Source organism: Saccharicrinis aurantiacus (genome assembly GCF_001660705.2).
Lineage (GTDB): Bacteria > Bacteroidota > Bacteroidia > Bacteroidales > Marinilabiliaceae > Saccharicrinis > Saccharicrinis aurantiacus.
In genome coordinates this window covers 86,935-110,302 of the sequence record NZ_LYBV02000021.1, presented here as the reverse complement: position 1 = coordinate 110,302, position 23,368 = coordinate 86,935, and the positions used below count along the sequence as shown (strand labels likewise).

At 35.3% G+C, this 23,368-nt stretch carries 16 protein-coding genes; 6 read left to right on the top strand and 10 right to left on the bottom strand.

The annotated features are described in order from the left end of the window. The first annotated feature begins 214 nt into the window (after window positions 1-214). Complete coding sequence (locus A8B35_RS08580; RefSeq protein ID WP_075602711.1) at window positions 215-3,097, top strand: carbohydrate-binding protein; 2,883 nt, start codon at window positions 215-217, stop codon at window positions 3,095-3,097. A 293-nt stretch (window positions 3,098-3,390) separates the two neighbouring features. On the opposite strand, the gene A8B35_RS08575 is transcribed toward A8B35_RS08580, so the two are convergent. Continuing rightward, complete coding sequence (locus tag A8B35_RS08575) at window positions 3,391-5,592, bottom strand: glycoside hydrolase family 3 C-terminal domain-containing protein (RefSeq protein WP_083634383.1); 2,202 nt, start codon at window positions 5,590-5,592, stop codon at window positions 3,391-3,393. A gap of 182 nt (window positions 5,593-5,774) precedes the next feature. Between A8B35_RS08575 and A8B35_RS08570 the strand changes: the two genes are divergently transcribed. Beyond that, complete coding sequence (locus tag A8B35_RS08570; RefSeq protein WP_075602710.1) at window positions 5,775-7,415, top strand: tetratricopeptide repeat protein; 1,641 nt, start codon at window positions 5,775-5,777, stop codon at window positions 7,413-7,415. A 576-nt stretch (window positions 7,416-7,991) separates the two neighbouring features. After that, window positions 7,992-9,326 carry a WG repeat-containing protein gene (locus tag A8B35_RS08565; RefSeq protein WP_171973177.1) on the top strand — a complete coding sequence of 445 codons (1,335 nt, stop codon included), beginning with the start codon at window positions 7,992-7,994 and terminating at the stop codon, window positions 9,324-9,326. A 120-nt stretch (window positions 9,327-9,446) separates the two neighbouring features. Here A8B35_RS08565 and A8B35_RS08560 read toward each other — a convergent pair whose 3' ends face one another. The 8 genes from A8B35_RS08560 to A8B35_RS08530 form a co-directional block, all read right to left on the bottom strand. Beyond that, window positions 9,447-10,883, bottom strand: a complete 1,437-nt coding sequence (locus A8B35_RS08560) for a DUF1254 domain-containing protein (protein ID WP_083634382.1) — start codon at window positions 10,881-10,883, stop codon at window positions 9,447-9,449. 40 nt (window positions 10,884-10,923) lie between these two features. Next, the gene (locus tag A8B35_RS08555; RefSeq protein WP_171973176.1) at window positions 10,924-12,288 is read right to left on the bottom strand and encodes a DUF1254 domain-containing protein; all 1,365 of its coding nucleotides are present in this window, start codon (window positions 12,286-12,288) and stop codon (window positions 10,924-10,926) included. A gap of 226 nt (window positions 12,289-12,514) precedes the next feature. Further along, window positions 12,515-13,771, bottom strand: coding sequence for a BamA/TamA family outer membrane protein (locus A8B35_RS08550; protein WP_075602708.1), 1,257 nt, complete (start codon window positions 13,769-13,771; stop codon window positions 12,515-12,517). A gap of 163 nt (window positions 13,772-13,934) precedes the next feature. Further along, window positions 13,935-15,512 carry an arylsulfatase gene (locus A8B35_RS08545; RefSeq protein ID WP_075602707.1) on the bottom strand — a complete coding sequence of 526 codons (1,578 nt, stop codon included), beginning with the start codon at window positions 15,510-15,512 and terminating at the stop codon, window positions 13,935-13,937. Between the two features lie 161 nt (window positions 15,513-15,673). Next, the gene (locus tag A8B35_RS23285; RefSeq protein ID WP_171973175.1) at window positions 15,674-15,841 is read right to left on the bottom strand and encodes a hypothetical protein; all 168 of its coding nucleotides are present in this window, start codon (window positions 15,839-15,841) and stop codon (window positions 15,674-15,676) included. A gap of 540 nt (window positions 15,842-16,381) precedes the next feature. Next, window positions 16,382-17,356 carry a helix-turn-helix domain-containing protein gene (locus A8B35_RS08540; protein ID WP_075602706.1) on the bottom strand — a complete coding sequence of 325 codons (975 nt, stop codon included), beginning with the start codon at window positions 17,354-17,356 and terminating at the stop codon, window positions 16,382-16,384. A gap of 189 nt (window positions 17,357-17,545) precedes the next feature. After that, window positions 17,546-18,235 (bottom strand): hypothetical protein, encoded by a 690-nt coding sequence (locus tag A8B35_RS08535; protein WP_075602705.1) that lies wholly within the window; start codon window positions 18,233-18,235, stop codon window positions 17,546-17,548. A 317-nt stretch (window positions 18,236-18,552) separates the two neighbouring features. Then, complete coding sequence (locus tag A8B35_RS08530; RefSeq protein WP_075602704.1) at window positions 18,553-20,343, bottom strand: ankyrin repeat domain-containing protein; 1,791 nt, start codon at window positions 20,341-20,343, stop codon at window positions 18,553-18,555. A 214-nt stretch (window positions 20,344-20,557) separates the two neighbouring features. Here A8B35_RS08530 and A8B35_RS08525 point away from each other — a divergent pair, with 214 nt between their 5' ends. Continuing rightward, the gene (locus A8B35_RS08525) at window positions 20,558-21,313 is read left to right on the top strand and encodes a ThiF family adenylyltransferase (RefSeq protein ID WP_075602703.1); all 756 of its coding nucleotides are present in this window, start codon (window positions 20,558-20,560) and stop codon (window positions 21,311-21,313) included. On the opposite strand, the gene A8B35_RS08520 is transcribed toward A8B35_RS08525, so the two are convergent. Then, the gene (locus A8B35_RS08520; protein ID WP_075602702.1) at window positions 21,310-22,068 is read right to left on the bottom strand and encodes a response regulator transcription factor; all 759 of its coding nucleotides are present in this window, start codon (window positions 22,066-22,068) and stop codon (window positions 21,310-21,312) included. The two genes, A8B35_RS08525 and A8B35_RS08520, sit on opposite strands and share 4 nt — an antisense overlap. Before the next feature lie 313 nt (window positions 22,069-22,381). Between A8B35_RS08520 and A8B35_RS08515 the strand changes: the two genes are divergently transcribed. Both A8B35_RS08515 and A8B35_RS08510 read left to right on the top strand, forming a co-directional pair. Next, window positions 22,382-23,005 carry a hypothetical protein gene (locus A8B35_RS08515; protein WP_083634380.1) on the top strand — a complete coding sequence of 208 codons (624 nt, stop codon included), beginning with the start codon at window positions 22,382-22,384 and terminating at the stop codon, window positions 23,003-23,005. A gap of 131 nt (window positions 23,006-23,136) precedes the next feature. Then, on the top strand, window positions 23,137-23,364 hold the full coding sequence (locus A8B35_RS08510; RefSeq protein ID WP_075602701.1) for a hypothetical protein: 228 nt from the start codon (window positions 23,137-23,139) through the stop codon (window positions 23,362-23,364). The last annotated feature ends 4 nt before the right edge of the window (window positions 23,365-23,368 follow it).

The window sequence follows — 23,368 nt, the reverse complement described above, 5'->3', positions numbered from 1 at the left end:
CCTTAAGCACTCTTTAACAACGCCTTATCCCCATAAAAAACAAACTATCATCCACTTTATTGTTCCCTAAGTTTTTATTCAGCTAACTGTATCAATAGATTTGTTAATAATCGTTAACCTACTGATAACTACGAGTAACTAGTCCCTTTTACTATAATACTATCTACTACCAGTTACTAATTGACTGGCATTATTAATTAATAATAAAATCACTATGAAAAAAAACAAAAAAACACTACTTAAAAAAGGCCACATTCTATTGTTGTCATTGTTACTCTTATGCCTAAATGCTAACATAAAGGCTCAGTATATTCATACCAACGGTACTAAGATTGTTGACGCCAATGAAAATGATATCTACTTTAACGGAATGAACCTAGGCAACTGGCTACTATGGGAAGGGTACTTAATGATGGGTGATTTCAATTATAGAACCCACACACAGTTTTTAAATAACTTATCAACCGCATTTGGTAACGATATGGATAAAGCCAAAGAATTTGAACATCAATGGCGCATGAATTATGTAACTGAGCAAGCCATTGCAGATTTATCTTCCCTTGGGTTTAACTCTGTAAGAGTTCCTTTTCATTATAATTTATTCTGGGATGGAACAACTGTAAAAAATGATGGCTTTCAATACTTTGATCGCCTCATTCAATACTGCAAAAAATATAATATTTATATTTTATTAGATATGCACGCAGCGCCCGGCTATCAGAATCCTGGCGACCATGCTGATAATATTAACTCTAATGCTAGTCAACCAAGAGAAACGGTAAAGTTTTGGGACGATGATAATGTGCAAATCGCAAGCAAGGTATGGAAACACATAGCAAGTTACTATAGCGATGAACCCATAATATGGGGTTACGATTTAATAAACGAACCTGTTCCTCAACCTGGACGAGAATTTGAGCTATTAGCCTCAATGGTTAGCATGAGAAATGCAATTAGAGAAGTTGATAACAACCACGTTATTGTTGCTGAAGGTAGCTGGTGGGGTTCCGATATGGCTAAATTAGATTGGAATAATACACAAGTACAAAGTACATCAGGTATTTCAACAAGATGGGATGACAATATGGTATATCAAACACACCATTATTCTACAGATGTATCTCAATTAGATAGCCGATTAAGCTTGTGCAATAGCCTAAACGTACCTTTAATTTTAGGCGAATATGGAGAAAGCGATATGCACAACCTCAGAAACATGACCGATTGGTGTGTGAACAATAATGTAGATTACTTCCCATGGTCATTTAAAAAAATGTCTCACGATAAGTGCCTATGGACCATTGAACCAAACAGTGCCTATGAGGAACTTAAAAATGCAATCAATTCAAATTCGGAAGGACCTGCTGATCTTTATAACAACATGATTGATTTTTGCAATAATAATATTGCAAATGGATCACATGGCTTAATTTGGGATCAATCTTTTTACGATGCGGTGAAACCTAGCACTCCTCCTTGTACAATTGATGTACCTAGCACATTCACAGCAAGTGACATATCTGCTACTTCTATTAGCCTAACATGGAAAGATGCAAGTGATGAAGATGGTTATATTATTACTTGTTCTAACGGAGAAAATGTGGAGCTTGAGCAAGATATAACAACATACACTTTCTCAAATTTAAGCGAGTCCACCAACTATACGTTTACCTTAGTCTCATTTAACTCAGACTGCACAAGTTCTGATGTTACAACAAATGCCAAAACAATATGCTCTGGAAACCAAAGCCCATACTTAGGCAGTCCTGCACAAATTCCAGGTCTAATTGAAGGCGAGAACTTTGATATTGGATGTTCTGCTTATTATGAGTTATCAGACCACAACCATGGAATTGACTATAGGGATGAGAATGTGGATATAACGGAAGGATATAACGGATCCTATGCAATTGGTTGGATAGAAAGTGGCGAATGGCTTGAATACACGGTGAATGTGCAAAGTACCAACACCTATAAGATAGAATATACTGTTGCTAGTCCTGAAGAAACTGGAGAAATTCAATTGCAAATAAACGAAAACACCATAACAACAATGGATATTCCGAATACTGGAGCCTGGGATGCGTGGGAAACTAAAAGCAAAACAATAAATCTAAATGCCGGTATCCAGGTTATTCGCTTGGTTTTTAATGGCGCATTAAATTTTGATAAGCTTAACATCTCAAAAGATCAGCCACCTTATCTCAATAGTCTGACAATAGAACCATTAGAAAGCACAATCTACCTTGGAGAAAGCATTCAGTTGGAAGCAAAAGGATATGATCAAAACGGCAATGAAATTGCAGTTTCAGAAATATGGGAACTTGCGAATGGCAACATCAGTTCTGATGGCTTATTCGTGGGAGAGGAAATCGGAACATACACTATTAAAGCCAGTGTTGAAGATATATATGCCAATTGCATAATAACGGTTGTTGAAAAACCAACTGATCAAGGTTCAATATTAATTGAAGCCGAAGATTATTTTGAGATGTCAGGTATTCAAACAGAAAACACTAGTGATATTGGAGGTGGGCTAAATGTTGGATGGATTGATAATAGTGACTGGATGGGATACCATGTTAACATACCAAGCAAAGGTATCTATACCATTGAATATAGAGTGGCTAGTGAAAACGGCGGAGCTGAGTTTCAGCTTGAAGAATTTGGTGGAGGAACGGTTTTTGGAACAATCTCCGTTCCTAAAACGGGTAATTGGCAAAGCTGGACAAGCGTTTCTCATGATGTTACATTAAATGCTGGTAATTTAGAATTAGCAATAGCCGTAACAAAATCTGGCTTTAATTTTAATTGGATGAAGATTATACCAAGTGGACTAAAAAATGGTGCAATATCTACATCGGCACAAATAATAGAACATCCTAACTTTGAAATTTATCCAAATCCTGCTACAGATAGGATTAACATAAAAGGATTATCTGAAGTAACTCAACTTGAAGTTTACAATTTAACTGGAAATAAGGTTGCTCAGCATTTTGGTAATAGCATTGATCTGAGCTCTTTACAAAATGGCATTTATATCCTGAGATTTACTTATAACGGAGAGGCGTACTTATTTAAATTTATCAAGAAATAAATACTGAAATAACCCTAGAAAATTAGATCAAATGTTAATTGGAGTTAAAACAACTTGTACTTAATTTTATGGCACACGCTTTGCAATATTCCATATCGAAGAGCAAGAGAGTTTTTCATAGATTAGGTTAGGGTTTAGGTTATAAGATTGGAACGCTTCTAAAGCGTTCCAATTTTTAAGAAATCCGCTTTAAACAGACATAAGAAGTTTTTTTTCATAGATTAGGGTTTAGGTTAAGAAAAAGGGATGCAACAACGGTTACATCCCTTTTTTTGTGCAAAAATTTTGAACCGTTATTTAAATACTATAGTTTGTTCTAATTGCTTAGCAGCACCCAATCTTTCGCTTAATGCTCCAGGAGAAGCATTACCAACAATTACTTTATAGGCACCTTTACGCCAAACTTTTTCACCATCGGTATTTACCACTTTCAAGTCGTCTGATTCTATTTCGAAACTTACGTTTTGTGTTGCGCCCTTCTTTAGAGAAATACGTTTAAAAGCCTTTAAGCTTGTATGCGGTATATTTCCTGTTACTTCAACCGGACTCACATACAATTGCACTACCTCATCAATATCGTAATCGCCTGTATTGGCCACATCAATAGTTATATTCAGCACATCGTTCTTCTTCATTTTGGCTGTACTTACTTTTAAATCATTCAAAACCGTTTCTGAGTAAGTTAATCCAAATCCAAATGGAAACATCGGCTCTTCAGTCATGTATTTATAAGTGCGGCCTTGCATTGAATAATCATCATAGCTCGGAAGTTGCGCAACATTCTTAGGGAATGTAATAGGTAAGTGTCCACTTGGCGATACATCTCCAAATAAAACATCTGCCACAGCATTTCCTCCTTGCTCACCTGGGTACCAAATCTGCATTATCGCATCGCAATGCTCCTCAATCCCCTCAAGGGAAACCGGACTACCACTTGCAATTAATAACACCAAAGGGCCTTTTTTCACTTTGGCAATTTGCTGCACATAATCAATCTGATTTTGTGGTAATCTTAAATCAACCTTATCACCAATGTTACCCGAAGCAATGGCATCCACCTCTTCTCCTTCAAAATCGGCGGTTAAACCAACCACACAAATAGTAACATCCGACTCGGCAGCCACATTAGGGGCCCAGTTTTTTGGATTAATATTTTTTTGGAATGGCAATGCTCCCGAACGATAATTTAATGAACTACTTAAAGAAACAGCATCGGCAACCCCTTCAAGAACTGTTACTAGGTTAGGACTTACTCCATAATAACTACCAATTAACATATCGGCAGAATTGGCAAAAGGACCTGTTACATAAGGAATCTTAATATCCTTTGATAAAGGCAATGTGTTATTACTATTCTTTAGAAGTACAATAGATTTTTGGGCAACCTCACGCGCTAAGGCAACATTGGCATCACTATGAATATGCTCTTTCCCAACCTTAAAATAAGGGTGGTCTAAATCCTCATCCATCAAACCTAATTTATAACGCGTGCGAAATAGTTGAGAAACAGACTCAGTTATTTCTTCTTCGGTAATCAAACCTTGTTCTACTGCTTTGCTGAGGCTTTTATAAGTTCCTCCACAATTTAAATTGGTACCCGCTTTAACAGAAACAGCCGCAGCTTCGGCAGGTGTTTTTACGTATTTTAGTTTATTCCAAACACCACTAATGGCACCACAATCGGAAGTTACGTATCCATTAAAACCCCACTGATCGCGCAAAATATCACTTAATAACAGTTTGCTCGCACTGGCCGGAACGCCATAGACTGCATTATATGCCGACATAACACCTTCAACTTTAGCCTCTTTTACAAGCGCTTCGAAGGCAGGTAAATAAGTTTCGTATAAATCTTGCTTATTGGGTTCGGCATTAAAATGATGACGGTCTGCTTCGGGACCCGAATGAACAGCGAAGTGTTTGGCACAACCTGCTGATTTCAGAAACTTAGGATCATCTCCTTGCAATCCCTTCACGAAAGCAACGCCCATTTGAGCCATTAAAAATGGATCTTCGCCATAGGTCTCTTGCCCTCTTCCCCAACGCGGATCGCGAAAGATATTTACATTGGGCGTCCAAAAAGTTAAACCCGCATATTTGCTATGGTTTCCCATTTCTTGATTAATAATATACTTGGCACGGGCTTCAGTAGAGATTGCCGATGCTACACGATTTGCCAACTCAGGATCAAAAGTTGCTCCTAAACCAATGGCTTGTGGATATATGGTAGCTTTTCCATTACGTGCAATTCCGTGTAAAGCCTCGTTCCACCAATCGTAGCTCTTTACATTCAGGCGTGGTATCTCGGGACTCGAATTTACCATCTGACTAATTTTTTCTTCTAAAGTCATTTGACTAACGAGTAACTCAACCCGTTCTTCAATGGGTAAGTTAGGATCCATATAGGACAAATCAAGCTCTTGTGCTTTTAATAATTGTAATGAGCCAAATACAAATAGTACAAAGGCATAAACAATAGATTTTTTATTTTGCATCAGCGAATAGTTTTTGCTCATAATTAAACCCCATGGCTACGATAAGCAAATGAAATATTTAATCATGAAATGTTTCCATCAAAAGTATTATATTGACATCCCGATTTAACATTTTATCACTGAACAATAACTAGTCAGCTCACATATAAAGCTAGTCTAACGCTACTCTTAAAGCCTATAAAATGATTGATATAGCAAGTATAAAATTAAATAGAACACTACAAATCAAACACTTAATCAAAACACCACTGTTATTGCTATTATTTATCACTCTATTTAGCCACTACTCAGATGCACAATCTAATATTGATTCATCCAAGGTGAAATTAGAAAAAGAACTGAAGGCTTCCATAAGTAATATCAACAGCACACCCAATCAATCGTATCGAGAATTGAGCCAGTTATTAACAACTGCAAAAAGCAAGTACGATTCTATAAATACCATCAAATGCCTAATTGGCCTAAGCGATATTGACAGATTTAGGGGAAACTACGAAACGGCCTTTGATAACTTATGGGAAGCCCAATTAAATGTTAGTTCAAACACCCCTAAGAGTTACATTATCACCATAAACCGAAACCTTGGTATTTTGTACAACATTTTTAATAAAGAAGTTAAAGCACTGCAACACTTTGAATATGCCTTGCGCTTAGCCAAAGAAATTGAAAATGATCATTTCACTTCTCAAATCATCTCTACCTATTTTAGCATCGCCACACTTTATATGGATAAAAAGCAATATGATGTTGCGTTTAGTTACCTTGATTCATGCAGCTACAACAAGCCAAAGGACAAACACTTGCCGTATGTTGATGCCAATAAAGGATATATTTATTTACAGTTTGGGCGTTACCACCGATCTAAAACACATTTATATAAATCGCTTCAATATTTAGGTAAAAACGAAGAAAAGTACAAAACAGTGATATACTCTTTTCTGGGAGATTTGAAGGTTGCAAAAGAAGAGGTAGACAGTGCTTTATTTTATTACCACAAGAGTTTAGATATAATGGAAAGTTATGGTGCATATGTAGAATTTAAACCTGAGCTATATCTTAAAATATCGGAAATCTATAAACAAAAAGGCTTAATGAATAAAGCCTATAGTAATTTATTAGCCTCAACCCATGCGGCTGACAGCTTGTTTAATTTAACCAACAAACGCAATCAAAACCTTTTTGAAGTTAAGAACAGATATAAAGAGACCATTAATAAAAGAGAAGATCAGATTAATGCCCAGAACTTAATTATTAAATCGAAAAACTCTTCTCGACTTCAGTGGCAACTGATTTCTCTACTTTTGATACTTAGTGGTTTTGTGGTTTATCTGCGTTACCGCCATCAAAGCAAAATTAAAAACATAACGGTTAAGCAAGAATTGGAAAAGGAAAAAAGTAATGCCATACTCGAACTTAAAAATAAAGATTTAACCAGCAATGCCCTGCAAATGCTAGAGAAAGAGCAAGCTGTGAATGAGCTATTGAATATTATAAAGCAAGATTTACCATTAAAGTATAAGGAATTACAGCACAAACATCTGAATCAGAAAAAGAATTTATGGAACGATTTTGATGTAAGATTCAAAGAAATTAATGACCGTTTTTACGAAGAACTGCAGAAAAAGCATCCTGAACTTACTTTTACAGAACAGAAACATTGCGCATTGATAAAACTTAATTTTGACAGTAACGAAATGGCACAGATACTCAACATCTCATTACAAAGTGTGCATACATCGCGCTATCGCATCCGAAAAAAAATAGGATTGGCGCACGAAGAAAAGTTGAGTACATACATGACCAATATTGGTGGAGCCAAATAACTAAAGTAGGATTTTGCATAACGAACATCACTGTAGCTTTAGCTTAACTACATTCTATTTATCAACCCGGATAACACCTTAAAAAAGGTGATTTCTTCACCTTTAATAATTATTGATAATCAAACATATACAAGGAGGTAAAATTCCATACCTATGCAGTTTTTTTTCCTTACCTATGGAATTTTTTTTCCATAGGTAAGGAATATTTGCGCGATACCTATGAAATATTAGCTACAATAGCTTTAAAGGAAAATTGCTTGCATATAGGAATCAAAAATATGCTAAATGTATTATCTATACCGAATAAAAGTACCTCAATTACCATCCTTTTATAGTTATATTAAGTATCGATCCATCTAATGTCAGCATAACAGATATTTTACGAATGACTAAAAATATATTATGATTAACATTGCACACCATTACATTTTATTATAATATTGCGACCTAAATAAAAAGCAAACACACATCCAATTTATAATTCCACAATAAAGCCCTGTTGCTCTATTAATAAAATAGGGTAAGAAGCTTGTTTAAACTATTTAACTCCTAAACATTTAATTATAACATATGAATATGAAAACTTTAAAACTAGCTGGCCTTGCATTTATAGCCCTTGCATTATGTACAGTATCCTGTAAAAAAGATGACCCCAAACCTGGAGAATCAGGATCGAGCTTATTAACAGGTGGTCGTAGTAACAAATACTGGCCAATTCATGAAGCTAACAAAGGAGGCTATATAGACAAGGACGGTAATGTAAAAACTCTAGAATTCGAATTCGCACAACATTTTAGCTATGACATGGCTGCCGTTTCTAAAACACGCGAGATTACCGAAAAAACAGAGTATAACGATGTTGTTAGTACATTTTGGGATTATAACAATAGTAAAGAAACTGAGTACTATGGTTATTATAGAAATAATGATAACATTAAGCACTACAATAAGAATGGTGACAACCTAAATGATTCTGACCTCTATGATAATTATTATATTCTAGTGCCATATTATACTGAAGAAACAAGCACAACAGAAGTGTATGGCTATATTAACCATAATCTAGAACCTGTTATTGATTATAAATACAGAGAAGCATATGAATTTTCTAAAAATGGACTTGCACTCACGTACAGCAATGGGAAGGTACAATACATTGACAAACAAGGGGTAAATATAGGAGATACCTATTCTTACGCGAGTGAATTCTATGACAATTTAGCATTTGTAAGAGAAAGTAATGAGAATAGTTATAAATGTATAGAATATAAAGGAAATACATTTAATGTAAAATTTACCCTAAATTCAGATTTTAGATATCCCAATTCATTTTACGGGGGATTATCGCTTGTTCAGACAGAGGATTATAAAATAGGATTTATTAATAAAGAAGGTGCTATTGCCATCCCTGCTATTTACGAGGAGGCAGGATTTTTTAACGATGGTTTGACCTACTTTACGAAAAATGGTAGTGATTATGGTTTTATGGATTCAGAAGGCAATGTAATAATAGAACCTAGTTATAGTGATGCATGGCAGTTTATAAATGAACTTGCTCCTGTAAAACAAGGTAACAAATGGATATTCATCAATAAAGAAGGTAACCAAGCTGTTGATGGACGATATGAATACGCTATGTGGTTTAACGAAGGATTAGCGCCTGTTTTAGAGGATGGCTACTGGGGATTCATAAATACAAAAGGTGAATACTCCATTAATCCTCAATTTAAATATGCTTATCCATTTATTAATGGATTAGCTGAAGTCGAATTTTCAAATGGATGGGGCTACATTAACAAAGAGGGTAAAACTGTATGGAAGACAGAAAGTTCATTATATTTTAACTTGAAATCCGCTAAAGATATCAAAGCTAAAGGAATGGCAACTTTAAAGCGATTATTAGCCAAATAGCACAGGCTTCTTAAAATATTCGAAAGGGGTTATGGACTATGTCCATAACCCCTTTCTCACATACATAACACAATGTTATTAGCCAGTTGGCTAACAACGACACTATACAACAAAAGATGTTTATTTTACCAATTGTACATCTGGCATAACAAAAGACTTATCCCAAAATGCCTCATCGGGCCCATATAAACGTAACCAAACGTATGGTTTCTTTCCTTCTGTTGGAACCCAATTAGACTCTAATCCTTTAGGCGCTTCCGGACCAAAATATACATCAACACTGCCATCCTCATTCATTTGCATATCCGGGGTATTAAATAAACCCAGACCAGAACGTTCCATTTCATTATCGATAAATGCCCAAGTAACATCATCATATACTGTTACAGACCAAAACTGCTTAGCTGGTATATCCTTAGGAATAGTTATTTTATACAAGTTACCTGCCTCTAAAGCATTACCCGCATCATCGGCAGTTGGCGCTAAATATACAGTAGCGGGACGTTCTCCTAATTTTTTAGGATAAAGAGTAAAGAAACTCCACGCAGCAGCACGTTTATCTAATTGAATTTGATCTTCTGATACAAATTCGAAACCATCAGCATTATCTGATCGCATCACAAAACTCCAGTTTCTATCTTCCCAATACAATCCATCTGTATGATGTTGATCTACTAAATTGTGCATATAGGCATAAGCATCTTTAGCAGCCATATCAAAGATCTCTTTCATGCGCGGAGTTGGATTAAAGGGTTTTCCTTTTTCAATACCAATAGAGGCCAACATACCCATCATCACTTTATCCCTTTCAAGAACTGGCTCCACACTAAAAATAGCATGAATATCTTCCAAGGCTCTATAATCATATCGCGGAAGCGTATTTAATTTATGAGGTATTCCATCAACAAATTTTGTTTCTGTGGTTTTATCTCCCAAATAATACATTTTCATACTTTGCGTGTAGGCATAAGCATCTTCATCGGTAGCATTTTTCCCTCGTATTGAACGAAAAACAAGCGCCAAGCGATACGTAGTGGATTGCACGGGAATATAACCCGATGCTGGAATAGGACCATTGTAATTGGGCGGTATTAATAGATACTTCCCTCCTTTTCCTTTGTCGGCACCCGAAGGGCCAACACCTGCAATTGTTGATTGCCATGCATCAACAACTTGACCGTATAAACTTGCCTTTTCACTTACGGCTGGAACCTCTAAAACAACTGGGCCATTACGTAAATCAGTATAAGCGGTGATATATGGTGTTGCCGTATTTGCTGTGATGGCTTTATGTATAGATAATGCCGGCTTCGAATAGGCCACAACCACATTATCGTCTACCCCAGGTACATCTAAAAATCCTTCGCGCAAGCGATAAATAGCCGTTGCAGGAGTAGCCCAAACCACGGCTTCAAAAGCACGTTGGTAGGCTACTTGTTCCTCAATGGAATTGAATTTATTATTGGTAGAACTTTCTTTAGTATTTCTTGTCTGCTGACAACTACTAAGCCCCATTAAAATGACTAATAGCGTTAAGCTTATATTTTTCATATCCATAATGTATAATTTAATGAGCAACCCTAATAAATAATCTGATTTAGTTCATCCTAACCATTTGTGGGAATTGATAGCTTAAATCAATAACCTCTTGCTTAGGCTCATACATTCTTAAAATCAGATAGAAATTTCCTTCCGGAGCAGGCAACCAGTTATCGGTATTTTCTGGCTTTTTATTCTGAAGAATGATATCAAACGATCCATCTTCATTTCTTTTTAGTGCTTCAGACTCTGAACTAAACTTATAACGATTTAACTCATTATCAACAAATAATTTATTGGTAGCATCGTAAAGAGTTAAGGACCAGAAAGAATTTACTGGTGGTTCTTTATCAAAGTGAATTTTATAAGTATTTACACCCAATGCAGGTTTGTTATCACTATCGGTGAATCGGATTGGATACATGGCTTCTTTTTCGCCCTGACCACCTAAATATGGACCTGCAATAAGAGAACGGAAAGAGAAATCGTAACCATAATTATCTAATTTTAAGGCTACGTTCCAACCGTTATTAACAAACGAAGATGAATACATAGAAGCTAATATTGCTAATGGTCCATCAACTGCAGCTTCTTTTAATCCTCTTAAACGATGCTCGTTAAGCTCCGACTCATGAAATTTACCATCTTTAATACCAATGCGCTCTAATTGTCCCACTAAAGATTTATCATCCGCTAGTATTTCGTTTTGACTCATTGCAAAAGCAAGGTATTTATAAAAGCGTAAAGAATCTGTTACTGGATACTCAGGCATAGCAGGTAAAGTAGTTGTTTTAACTACATTACGCTTACCACCAAATTCACTTAAAGATTTTAACACAAACTGATCTTGCAAACCATGTACCTTTGCAACATCCTCACCTTCGAGTACGTGTACCCTACCCCAAAGCCATACTTTCTTTGTATTTGATGTTACTGTTTTTGTAACGCCTTTAGGTAACTTACCTGTCCAACCCGGAGGCACAAGAGCCACTTTTTGAGCTTTTGTACCCGTATTTCTTTTTCCAATATACTCGGTTAAATTGTGGTACATATCAAAAACATTTACCACATAATATCGTCCATCTGTATCTGGAGTTTCTAATATGTAAGGCTCAGTTAAATCAACAACTGCACTCATGTAATAGGTATCATTATTTGCTGTAGGCATATCCTTATCGTCTGCTGTAGGTAGTCTCCTAGCCCAACCTATTTCGTTTAATGGTGCACGATAACTGGTTTGTGGCTTAGGGTTAGGCACATCGATATATTCGCGCATAGCTTGTTCCATACGCACCATTGCATAACCCCACTCATATGCCAAGGTACCTATTGATTTGGCATCAGCATAGTCGCCCATGGCTGCTATTTCAAGATTTGGAGCTACACTTATTATCGGATCTTTTTGTGCAATTACAGTATTCATAATGGCTTTTTTAGGATCTGAGCTACTTTTGCAACTCTCTGTCTTAGGCGAGCACGATGTGAATACCGCAAATAATATAGCACTTGAATAAATTATATTTTTAAAACGCATAATTTCTCTTATTTGAATTTCTAGAAAAAACACCCCTTTTTGCACAGAGGTATTGAAAGTGAGAAAAGAATTAGGGTTAGGTTTGTTTATTTACAATATAAAAAATGAAATAATATTAGAATGTTTCGTTAATACCAAGATAGAACCCACTAGCTCCGTATTGACCCCAGGCATAATCAAGCGTTAAATTTGTTTTACGCTTTTTATTAATCATGATACGTAAACCGACTCCTGCACCAATATCAACATGATCAAATAAATGAACATCGTTCATTCTATTACTGGCCGAAGTAGCATTTACAAAGGCAACTGCCCCAAATGTATCTTTAATTTTCTGCAAAGGTACGCGGTACTCCATCTCGGCATACCATAGGTCTTCGCCCATAAAGCGCCCCTTGGTATAAGCCCTTCCTGATTTCCCGAACTGATCCCAACCCAATGCTGGTAAATCTAAATAGGGAACATTACCTGAAGTAACGGATGATGCGTAAGTCCAGAATGCCAACATATGGCGCGGTCTATTTTTATCTAAATTTATGTAATCGCGGTATTCGGCCCATAACATTGTTGACCCCTGATCACTACCCAACCATTCTGGATTCATTCTGAAGTTAATGTATGCATATCTTCCTGAGTAAGGATTGGTGGTATTATCACGACTATCGTAGGATGCACTAAGGGAGACTCCGGACATAGTATAGCCTGTTGTAGAAAAACCATGCGCTGTATTATATAAATAATGACTTGTTAATACGGGCGTTTCACTCTCTAAATCGAGTAGGTTATCTTGAATATTAGAATGAATATCTAAATGATAACCTACTCCTAAGAAAAGACGGGTATCTTTATAGCGCTTCATCGCTGTTTCATGAAAACGGATATAGTTAAACTCTAACATTTGAGCTCCATCAATGGGTGCACTCCACATATTATCCTCGTATTCAAAACCTGCGTCAACAACTTGGTTTGAACTTGGTCCTGTACCCAAACCATAATTTGGTTGCGAAGTAATAAAGTAACGCCAATCTCCTAAAAAATTCCAATTATCATTCTCTGTGAATATATTGGTTTTAGCTGTTAATATTAACTGCTTATTTGTGGTATAAATAACAGACCCTAGACCCGACGACACACTTGTTGTTGTTGGATCACCCATAAACCAAGTAGCTCCTGGCGCTAAACCATACATAAACCCATTGGTAGGATTGGATGAAATAACTGGCAATGGAATAAAAGAAACGTTTTTTTGCTTTTCCTCTTTTATACTTACCGCTATAGAATCAGTCTGTTCCTGAGCACAAACCATCATAGCAGTAAATAAACCCAATAACAAAAATGTTGTTTTAACCTTGGTTTTTATTAACTGTGTCATATCAATATTTATTAAATACGTTATAATAGACGATGGTTTAAGCAAGGGAGGGAACTGTTATTCTGCAATGAATAACAGTTCTTCTTTACTTTATGCTGCACTTGATCAGTAATAAACCAGTTAATACATCCGATTTATTTTATACTACCTAGTTAAGATCACATTAATTAGTAGGTTTTTTTACTCCTTGTGTATCGATACCTGCATTCGAATCCATTGCTTTGTTAATCTGATTCATGATAGCAGCAGCTCCTAAACCAGCTCCTTTTTGACGTGGTGGAAACTCTTGTAGACTTTTATTGAATTCCATAATTGGTCCTGCAATTTGAGGAAGAATCCAAGTTTTCTCTTTTTGCCATAGAAAGTGACCTGGTGTTTCAGGTGATCTTTCATAAGGATCAAGTTTTATGTCTACAATCATACCAGCTGGTAATATTTCTCTATCTTTTACCCACTCATTTTTTAAAGCCAAATGAACTTTCCAATTGTCAACACGAATGGCATTTAAATCGTTCTCACCAAAATAGAAAAACTCGCGACGGTTTGATTTTCCTTTGCCGGTAATTACATCCATCTGGTTGTAACCATCAATATGTACTTTGTACTCAGTTCCGTTTACTTTCTTTCCTTCCTTAAGCTCTGATTTAATATCGTCTTCGCCTACAGCAGCCATAATAGTTGGCAACCAATCTTCAGCAGTAAATAATTCGCCACTATATTCTCCTGCAGGCACTTTACCTGGCCAACGCACTAACATAGGTACTCTATGACCACCATCCCACGTGGTTCCTTTTTCGCCACGGAAACTAGCTGCTCCAGCACTTGGCCAGTGAGAAAGGTTTACACCGTTATCTGAGGTAAATAATAGAATTGTATTATCTGCTACACCAAGTTCATCCAATTTGTCTAATAGCTCACCAATTAAGTAATCCATGTGCATTAATCCATCTGAATATTTTCCATGGCCACTTTTACCTGCCCACTCATCGCTTACAAATATCTCTTGGTGCATACGTGTAGGGCAAAACCATAAAAAGAATGGATCTTTTTCGTCCGTTACTTTATCTAACCAGTTTTCTGAAATCTCAAGTACCTCATCATCAAAAGTAGCTTGTCTATCAGCAAATAAGGTTCCACGATCTTCAATAGTCTGTTTGCCTACTTTACCAAAACGAGGATCAACCGTAGTATCATCTACATCTGTTGCTTTAGTGTATAGTACATTTCGTGGGCGTCCCACATAATTCGGATCTTTTGGAAATTCTGGTTGCTCCGGTTGGTTCATCATATTAAGATGATAAAGAACTCCAAAGAACTCATCGAAACCATGTACGGTTGGTAAGTGCTCATTACGATCACCTACGTGACTTTTACCAAACTGAGCAGTGGCGTAACCTTTATCTTTTAATAACTCTGCAAGCGTAACATCTTCAGCTTGCAGGCCTAAATGTGAGCCTGGCTGACCTACAGAAGTTAGTCCGGTACGTATAGGATACTGACCAGTAATAAATGCAGCTCTACCTGCGGTACAACTCGGATGTGCGTAAAAATCGCTTAACATCATCCCTTCTTCAGCAATTCTGTCAATATTTGGCGTACTAACTGCCCCTAATCCTCTATGGTATGCTGATATATCCATAGGTGCCACATCATCTGTTGTAATAACAACAATATTTGGTTTTTGGGCAAAAGTTACCAAAGAAATGCACACTAGTAATGTGCTGAAAATAATCTGTTTCATATCTATATAATTTTATGGTTAATCTACTTACTACAATACTTTTATTATCTATTATTGAAATTATATATGCAGTTAAGAAGAGCAACCATACAAATCCTTCAATAACAAGTTAATCATGAAGCCCCTGGAAATTTCTTTGGGGCTTTTTAGCCTACCATAATCTAATAGGGTGACACAACAGGTGCTTCCGGCAAAGGTTGCTCAGCTGTTGGTGGAAGTGGCTGAATTGGTTCTTCCATTACAATTTCTTCTTCATCTTTATTGCACGAGGTAAAAGAGATACCTGCTAATAATACCAATGCCATTGAAATTTTACTAAACGTCTTCATAATGTTTTGTTTTATTGATTACTAATTAACATTACAAAGATGAAGCATACTAGTAGTGCTTTCTTATCGAAAAAAGTTATTTGCATATCGAAAAGATTCATATGCAATCAATGTTATCCTAAATATTATTACGTATTGGGCTGTTTGCCCAAACCCAACTTCATCCTGAAACAATTAAGAATACTCAATTCTTAATCGTCCCGATGCCTTGAAGCAAGAAACGTAAGCAAAGAAATTCAAGGCTGCTTTACAAAAAACTTTCTTATTTATTTGAAACTTAAGTGCGGCTGGCGGATCTAAGAGCAAAGCTCTCAGCTAGCCAGTCTTACTAAAGTCCCAAATAAAACAAAAGCCTTTTGTAAAGAGGCCAAGCCTGACATGACCCATAAATACAAACATAAGAAAAACCACATTCTAATAACGAACTATTCGCTTATAGCTTACGCTTATATATAGAAATCACCTCGGACACTCAGAACATGCAATAAAACTCTTAATATATAGCCCTTAAATTCTGATATGAACTGGTATAAAACAGAATTACCTAGATTGGATTTCTCCTGGATTTAAACTAAAACGCTCCTTAAAAGCAGAAGAGAAATTCGGAATAGATGAATAGCCTACATCATATCCTGCCTCGCTAACCGAATTACCTTGCATTAGAAGTTCCATAGCTTTATCGAGTCTTACGTTTTTTATAAACTGGTAAACAGAAGTACCATAGGCTTTTTGAAATAATCGCTGCAGTTTACTTTTACTCATCCCGGTTGCATCAACCAACTCACTCAATGTAGGAGGCTCTTGATACATGTTAATAAGCTGAATCTTTACCTGTTCTAGCAGGTTCAGATCCTGCGGATGAATGGCATTCTTTTCTAATTGCTGGCTTGCACGAAGCATAGTTGCACTTGCTGCCTGTGTAAATAAATCAACACTCTTAGTGTAGAGGTATGGAAATTCAAAATCTCCTTGCACATCTTTTGGTAGGTAAAGCATCTGACGAAGGCAATATCTAATATCGCTAGTTAATGGAACGTGGAATGTGGGATTAGGTCGTTCTGCTAGCATTATTCCAATTACTTTGGGGAATCTCAAAGTATTTTCAATCTCTGTAATCCAATCCTCGTTAAACGACATGTAAACCATGCTACATTCAATATCCTTAAGCCAGATACTATTTAATGTAGATTGCGCTGAATAGAATACAATACCCTCACTTGCTTTTTTAATTTCAGGTTTCAACCAAGTATCCGTATTTAAGTCGTTGGAGAAAGCTTGAAAAGAAATACTATAATTACCTATTTTACTAGTATCTGGGAAACGCTGAAAACGAAGATCCTGCTTTAATTTAAAGTGGCCAATGTATAAATCCCAATGCGCTTTTTGATAACGTTTAAAACTGCCTGAACCTACCTCTGCATTTACAACATAGTTAGACTCATCAACCTTAGTACAAGTCTCTTCTAATATTTGATAAAACTGATCTATTGAGGAATTGATAATATGTACAGCCATAATAATATTCAGATAAAATAGGTCTTACAATATTAATCATTAATAAGTAAGAATGGAAATACTAAATTAGCACAACTACTCCTTTTGCAAGATCATTTTGAATTAAGTTATTTCAGCATAAGATATTATCCCATCCTTCAGTTTTGGTAGAGCTTTAGTCTTTAAATTACAGCTTTAATAAGATAATGATCATGCACTTCCCCTTACGAACAACTTCTTCATATTTTTATGATAACTATTGGTTAATCGCGTATGAAAAAAGGGATAGAAATAGCGATCTCTGATTTTTGATTTGCTCTTAAAATAACTTCGATGAATAATCTTTGTATGGCCATCAGCAGTTTGCTCAAAATTAAGCTGCTGCTTACCTCTCGTAATATTATCATCCACATAACTAAATGCCATCACCTTCTGCAACTCATTCAAAGTGATTATTTCAAATGCTGTTGCAAGGTTTTTAATCTTTAATAATAGCAAATTCAAGTATATCACCTGCCCCTCTTCAACCTTATCAACATGCCCATTGGGATAAACCATTTGGTCTGCATTTTTACAATACATGAAGCCAAAATTAAGCTTACTTGTATTCCATGCCTTTGCAGGATTAGTATTTACATAATGCGACCATACCTTATGCAAGGAATCTTTTACAATGTATTTACGCTCATGATATTGGAAGCCAACCGTATTCGAATTTGTTTGCAACGAAGGTTTAACTTCAGAAAAGGTTTTAATATCCTTGTCTATTTGAGCTTGTATGTAGTCGCTAATACTTAACTTGTTTAGTTTATCAATCTCCACATCGGTTAAACACATTTGTGCGCTGGCACTAAAAAAAAAGCACAAAAATATTGAAAGAAGCAATGCACCTTTATTCACAATACTATACTTTTTGAAAAAGCTCCTATGTTGAGTTGGTCGGGACACTATTTGAGCAACACTCATGGTAATTTTATAATCGTTGTATTCCAAATCTAAGAAAGATAAATCTACTGTGCAGTAGAAGATTACTGACGTACTTATTCTAGGCCGCTTTACTAGACTTATAACATCATACTAATGGCTATATAACAGCGAGCGCAATTATAAGAAAAGTTAATCTATTATTGAGTTTATCTGTAGTTTTTTCTTATCCAACAAAAGCTGAATCAAATAGTCGACAAACGTACTAGTTCAATATCAAAAAATTTCCAGTATTAATTGGAAGGAATCAGCTTATTCCGAAAATCCTTAACCACTTCGACGACAGAGCTCATCGATCTATAATCATATTTTAAAATGAAGTCATCCATTATATCCAATAAAGTTTCTCCATTATAGCTACTAACGCATACATGTGTTGAACTAAACTGAGCAGTTAGCATTTTAAAACATGCCTCCCAATTTTCCATTCGCGTACTTGAAATTCCGTTCTTCAGAAGCTTCATTAATGGTGTATTTCCATTTTTATTGATTTGATAAATATCGATATCGGGATGTGCCAAAAGTGCTGATAGAATAATAGGGTTACAATCATCAATGGCATAGAACAAGGCATTATTTCCCTCAGAATCGGCCAAACTAATTTCTAATTTAGGACTATCGAATAGCTTGGTGAGCACCAATGCCCGCAGTCTGGAGTTGGCAATGATTTCTTCGTGACTATAGCCATAGGGGCGAAATCGTCCATCGCACAGGTAATGAAATATGGTTTGACCTCCTGTAAAAGTATTAGGATATACCTCGTAATCCAATAACGTTTGAGTATTCTCTAAATAGAAAGTACTGTCGGAAAGCGGAGTGTTGAAATCTATCTGCGTAAGAAAATTTACCATCTCGTCAGCTACATTTGCATTGAAACTGGTTTCTGGTTTTAGCAATTCTACTATGCCTCCGGTTTCATTATTCATAAAACTTCTTTTCAATACATAATCGTAGGCACTCATTCCTACGGCATCTCTACTCTCTTTATTAAATTGAGCATTCTCATTAATCACCTTCATAAAAAGGAGCGATAAAGGAGTTAATCTATTAACTCCACATTCGGATAGTGCCAAGAATGACTGCAATGGCGTGTACTGAAAATAGTAATTTTTGATATTAGGATTTACCCTTTTGTCATCTAAAAAAACAAGCACACAAAGACCATCGGGACATCCGGAATAATTATAGTGGGGTGCAAAATAGTGTGAATTCGTACTGCCATTAACCATGGCATAATGCAGTGCTGTATTACCATACGAATCCTTAAGATTCGGATCAGTAGTGGAGAACGAAAGAGCTTCGTGAATTAAGCGAGCTCGTTTAAGGTTATTCATATCTCGCAACATTAAGCGATGAAGTGGGCTTCTGCCAACAGAATCTTGTTGGTTCCAATAAGGTATTTGTTGATCATTATTTTTATCGGAAAAATGTATTGAAACAACACCGAATTCGCCTTCATCTAACACTTCGTTCTGATTCAAATCTTTTACCCAAGCCAAGTGAATAACATCTATAGAAGTTTCTGAAATGGCATCCTCTTCAAAATGATAAACCCTTATGGTATCAACCGAAAAACTAAACTTGCTCAATTTCTTCTTTTTCTTTATTAAGCGAAGCCTATTATATTCGGCATCAGTATAAAACAAATAAGCATGTGCTTCGGCATTACACCTTACCCCATGATAGCAACCATCAGTACTTAGCGCCATACTTGTACCCGGCTTAAAACAAGGAATATCGGCAATTGGCATTCCCTCTTTCATTTCCGGAATTTGTTCTGTATTGTAGAACGCTGTAATGCGCATTGAATGATGCAAGCCTATATTAGGCTGATATAGGTGGTTATAAAATTGTATTTCAAATGGTGCTTTCTGTAATGAAATATGCGTATGGTTTCCTTCAACAACCTGAGTTGTATTATTCTGTACAAAATACAAACGGTCTTTCTTATTTGCTTCAGCAAAAGAACAAAAAGCTGTTAGTACGAAAAGTAAACAAGATAACGCGGATTTTGATGTATGCATTAAAGATATTTTTGTGGGCCGCAAATCTCGTTAATTATTTCAATTTACTAGTGGGATTAAATCATAGAAACACCACATTATTTAACTATACAGCACTCTTTTTTCATAGTATTATATCTTAATTCATTTCAGACAAAATAATACTAAACCACAAGAACGGGTAGTGCAATTAGATAGAGGAAGCACTATTTTTACAGCGCCAAAAACACAAAATATGGAAACTAGATATGATAGGAATAGATTATACATTACCCCAGAAGAACAAGAGAAGATTAAGGATATTCCTATAATACTAGGTGGAAGTGGCATTGGCAGTGTTATTGCCGAATGTGCATTAAGGTTAGGCTTTGAGAATATAACAATTGTAGATGGTGATACTATTGAGCTCACCAATTTAAATAGACAAAACTATACAGAAGACGACTTATCTGAAAGTAAAGCTGATACCATAAAAAACAGGTTGCAATCAATTAATAAAACAGCAAAAATAACCGTTCTGGATTACTACTTAACTACGGAAAATCTGCGTGGAATTATTGAAGGCCATAAGATTGCCATCAATGCTTTGGATTTTTCCTCTGATGTTCCCCTATTATTTGATTCCATTTGTCAAGAATTGCAAATTCCAGTACTTCATCCTTATAATTTAGGATGGGGAGGTTTAATCACCATCATCGATCCTGGAGGATGTTCCCTATCAAGCATTGCCAAACCCAATAAGCGCTTCAACGAAATTGATGTGGTTGAGTACGCCTCAAGTTACCTTAAATATTGGGGCAACAAACAAGAGTGGTTAGAAGAAATTATTTGGAAGTATAAGAACGAGAAAGAAAAGCTTTCTCCTCCTCAACTATCCATTGCTAGTTGGATGCTTGGAGGTATATGTACCCATGTATTATTTAATGTTGCCACAAATAAAGATGTAAAGGTATTTCCTGAGTTTTACTTATCAACATTAATGCACAGTTAAATTAACTTATTACTAACAACATACGAAATTGCCTCGGAGATATTTGAAACATCAAGTTTATCAAATAATTTTCGCCTGTGAAACTTTATCGTATCTGGCGAAAGGAATAACTTTTCAGCAATACCATTAATGGTTAATCCCCTGACCGAGTAATGCAGAATATCTTTTTCTCGGTCGGTTAATATTACCTTTGCCGACTTCATCCAAAAATTACCTTCTTCGTTATACTCGGCAAAAACATTTTCTCCATTCTTAAATATTCTGATATTTCCTGAGCTTCTTTCTGAGGATAAGGATACAATACATAAAGCTTTCCACATACGCCCATTTTTATCGAGCATAATTGGCGTTAACTTTTGATTTATTAAAATAACTTGATCATTCTGATTTCTTATATGAAAATCATATGATATAATATACTCTTTTCTTTGCTCTATGGGTATACCTTCATAATACTCAAAGCCAATATTGTTTATTCTTAAAAGTAAATCCAAATCAGATTCTACAACATACTTAAAGTAAAAAGCATATCCCATCTCTTGCACTTCATTGGCAGAGTGCCCGCATAAGAATAACGGGTTGTCTGATACATATTCAAATTTTTTATTTTGATAATCAATTACGTATATACTATTATACGTGGTCCTAGCCATTGCCTTAAAAGCCTCTAAATAGGTAGGTTGATTATCTAAAAATTCTTGTTCAGTATGGTTAATACTATTTCTTGAGGAAAAAAAATCATCAATATTTGTCATTTCCTTTGCTAATTATACAACTACTTTACGATTAAGCCACTGGGTTATTTTAGCTTAAAATAAATAATAAATTCATTGTTCATCTATATAAAATTCTACTTCTCTTTTTAATAAAACACAAGTAAAAGTGCAGCAAGATATATTTTATGATTAATACAACCAAAACATAGACTCTAATTCATAGCACGTTATTTATTTATTGAGAATTATAAGATATTAACCTACAACCACACTTTAGTGTAATACAATATAAGATTTGAACAAATATATTAGTATTAAATAATTTTATATACAACGATACTAATCCTAATCCATGAAAGAAACCGTACAAAGAGTAGAATTACTCAAAAAATACCAATTATTTGACCTATCTGAATTCATAGTATATGAGAATATTAATCATCATTTAAACAGCCCATCCTTATTAGAAATAAACAAAGACATCAACTCTATCTTTAAGGAAGAGTTAAATTTCTTTGACAATTCAAAAATATATTTTTCTACAGATGGCAACAATTCAATAATTGGGTCAATACGAATAGTTAAATGGAATCATAGAGATATATTACCGATACAGAAACTATTTGGCATAGATCCATTACTAATTGCTAATAAGGTAAGTTCAGATACTGGAGATATTTTTCACATTGGAAGATTTGCTATAAAAAAAGGAGTAACAGACACTTCTCTTTTAAAGCAGCTAATGGTTATGGCTGTTGAACCAATTTGTAAACACAAAAATAATATGGCTTTTGCTGAGTGCGATAAAAAGCTATTACGAATTTTGTATTTATTAGGTATTAAAGCCTCGATAATCGGAGAGTCAATAGAATACTTAGGTTCTGAAACAGTTCCAATATTATTATCCTACAACAGTGTCATCTCTTTTTATAAGGAAAATATAGCTTATCAAGAGAAAAGTACTGTGAATATTTAAAAAATGTCTGTAAAACCACTTATTATAAATCATCAGATGAAAGAATTCAATGGAGATTAACAAGTTAAAACTGAAAAATTAATAGAATATACACACATACACATTATTAATCATTCATATCCCGAATTATTATGACACAAAAAAAAGAAATCTTATTTGCAATTGACACAATTGAAGACATGTCAAACAACAGCCTTGTACATCCATATTTTAGATTTTTAGCAAAGCTAATTCACAATGGTCACCAACTATCTTTCTTCCGTCATGGTACGGACGAAACATTTAAAACTATAATCAATTATGAAGAGCTCAGTAATTTTAAAAAGTCTATTGTTTCCTTTGCAAAGCAGGAACAATAAAAAA

What these genes read in the sequence shown, in the direction of transcription:
- A8B35_RS08540 (WP_075602706.1), bottom strand. Translation starts at nt 17,356, where the DNA reads ATGGCTGTACATATTATCAATTCCTCAATAGATCAGTTTTATCAAATA.
- A8B35_RS08580 (WP_075602711.1), top strand. Translation starts at nt 215, where the DNA reads ATGAAAAAAAACAAAAAAACACTACTTAAAAAAGGCCACATTCTATTG.
- A8B35_RS08530 (WP_075602704.1), bottom strand. Translation starts at nt 20,343, where the DNA reads ATGCATACATCAAAATCCGCGTTATCTTGTTTACTTTTCGTACTAACA.
- A8B35_RS08545 (WP_075602707.1), bottom strand. Translation starts at nt 15,512, where the DNA reads ATGAAACAGATTATTTTCAGCACATTACTAGTGTGCATTTCTTTGGTA.
- A8B35_RS08555 (WP_171973176.1), bottom strand. Translation starts at nt 12,288, where the DNA reads ATGAATACTGTAATTGCACAAAAAGATCCGATAATAAGTGTAGCTCCA.
- A8B35_RS08525 (WP_075602703.1), top strand. Translation starts at nt 20,558, where the DNA reads ATGGAAACTAGATATGATAGGAATAGATTATACATTACCCCAGAAGAA.
- A8B35_RS08520 (WP_075602702.1), bottom strand. Translation starts at nt 22,068, where the DNA reads ATGACAAATATTGATGATTTTTTTTCCTCAAGAAATAGTATTAACCAT.
- A8B35_RS08565 (WP_171973177.1), top strand. Translation starts at nt 7,992, where the DNA reads ATGAAAACTTTAAAACTAGCTGGCCTTGCATTTATAGCCCTTGCATTA.
- A8B35_RS08570 (WP_075602710.1), top strand. Translation starts at nt 5,775, where the DNA reads ATGATTGATATAGCAAGTATAAAATTAAATAGAACACTACAAATCAAA.
- A8B35_RS08560 (WP_083634382.1), bottom strand. Translation starts at nt 10,883, where the DNA reads ATGGATATGAAAAATATAAGCTTAACGCTATTAGTCATTTTAATGGGG.
- A8B35_RS08550 (WP_075602708.1), bottom strand. Translation starts at nt 13,771, where the DNA reads ATGACACAGTTAATAAAAACCAAGGTTAAAACAACATTTTTGTTATTG.
- A8B35_RS08575 (WP_083634383.1), bottom strand. Translation starts at nt 5,592, where the DNA reads ATGCAAAATAAAAAATCTATTGTTTATGCCTTTGTACTATTTGTATTT.
- A8B35_RS23285 (WP_171973175.1), bottom strand. Translation starts at nt 15,841, where the DNA reads ATGAAGACGTTTAGTAAAATTTCAATGGCATTGGTATTATTAGCAGGT.
- A8B35_RS08510 (WP_075602701.1), top strand. Translation starts at nt 23,137, where the DNA reads ATGACACAAAAAAAAGAAATCTTATTTGCAATTGACACAATTGAAGAC.
- A8B35_RS08515 (WP_083634380.1), top strand. Translation starts at nt 22,382, where the DNA reads ATGAAAGAAACCGTACAAAGAGTAGAATTACTCAAAAAATACCAATTA.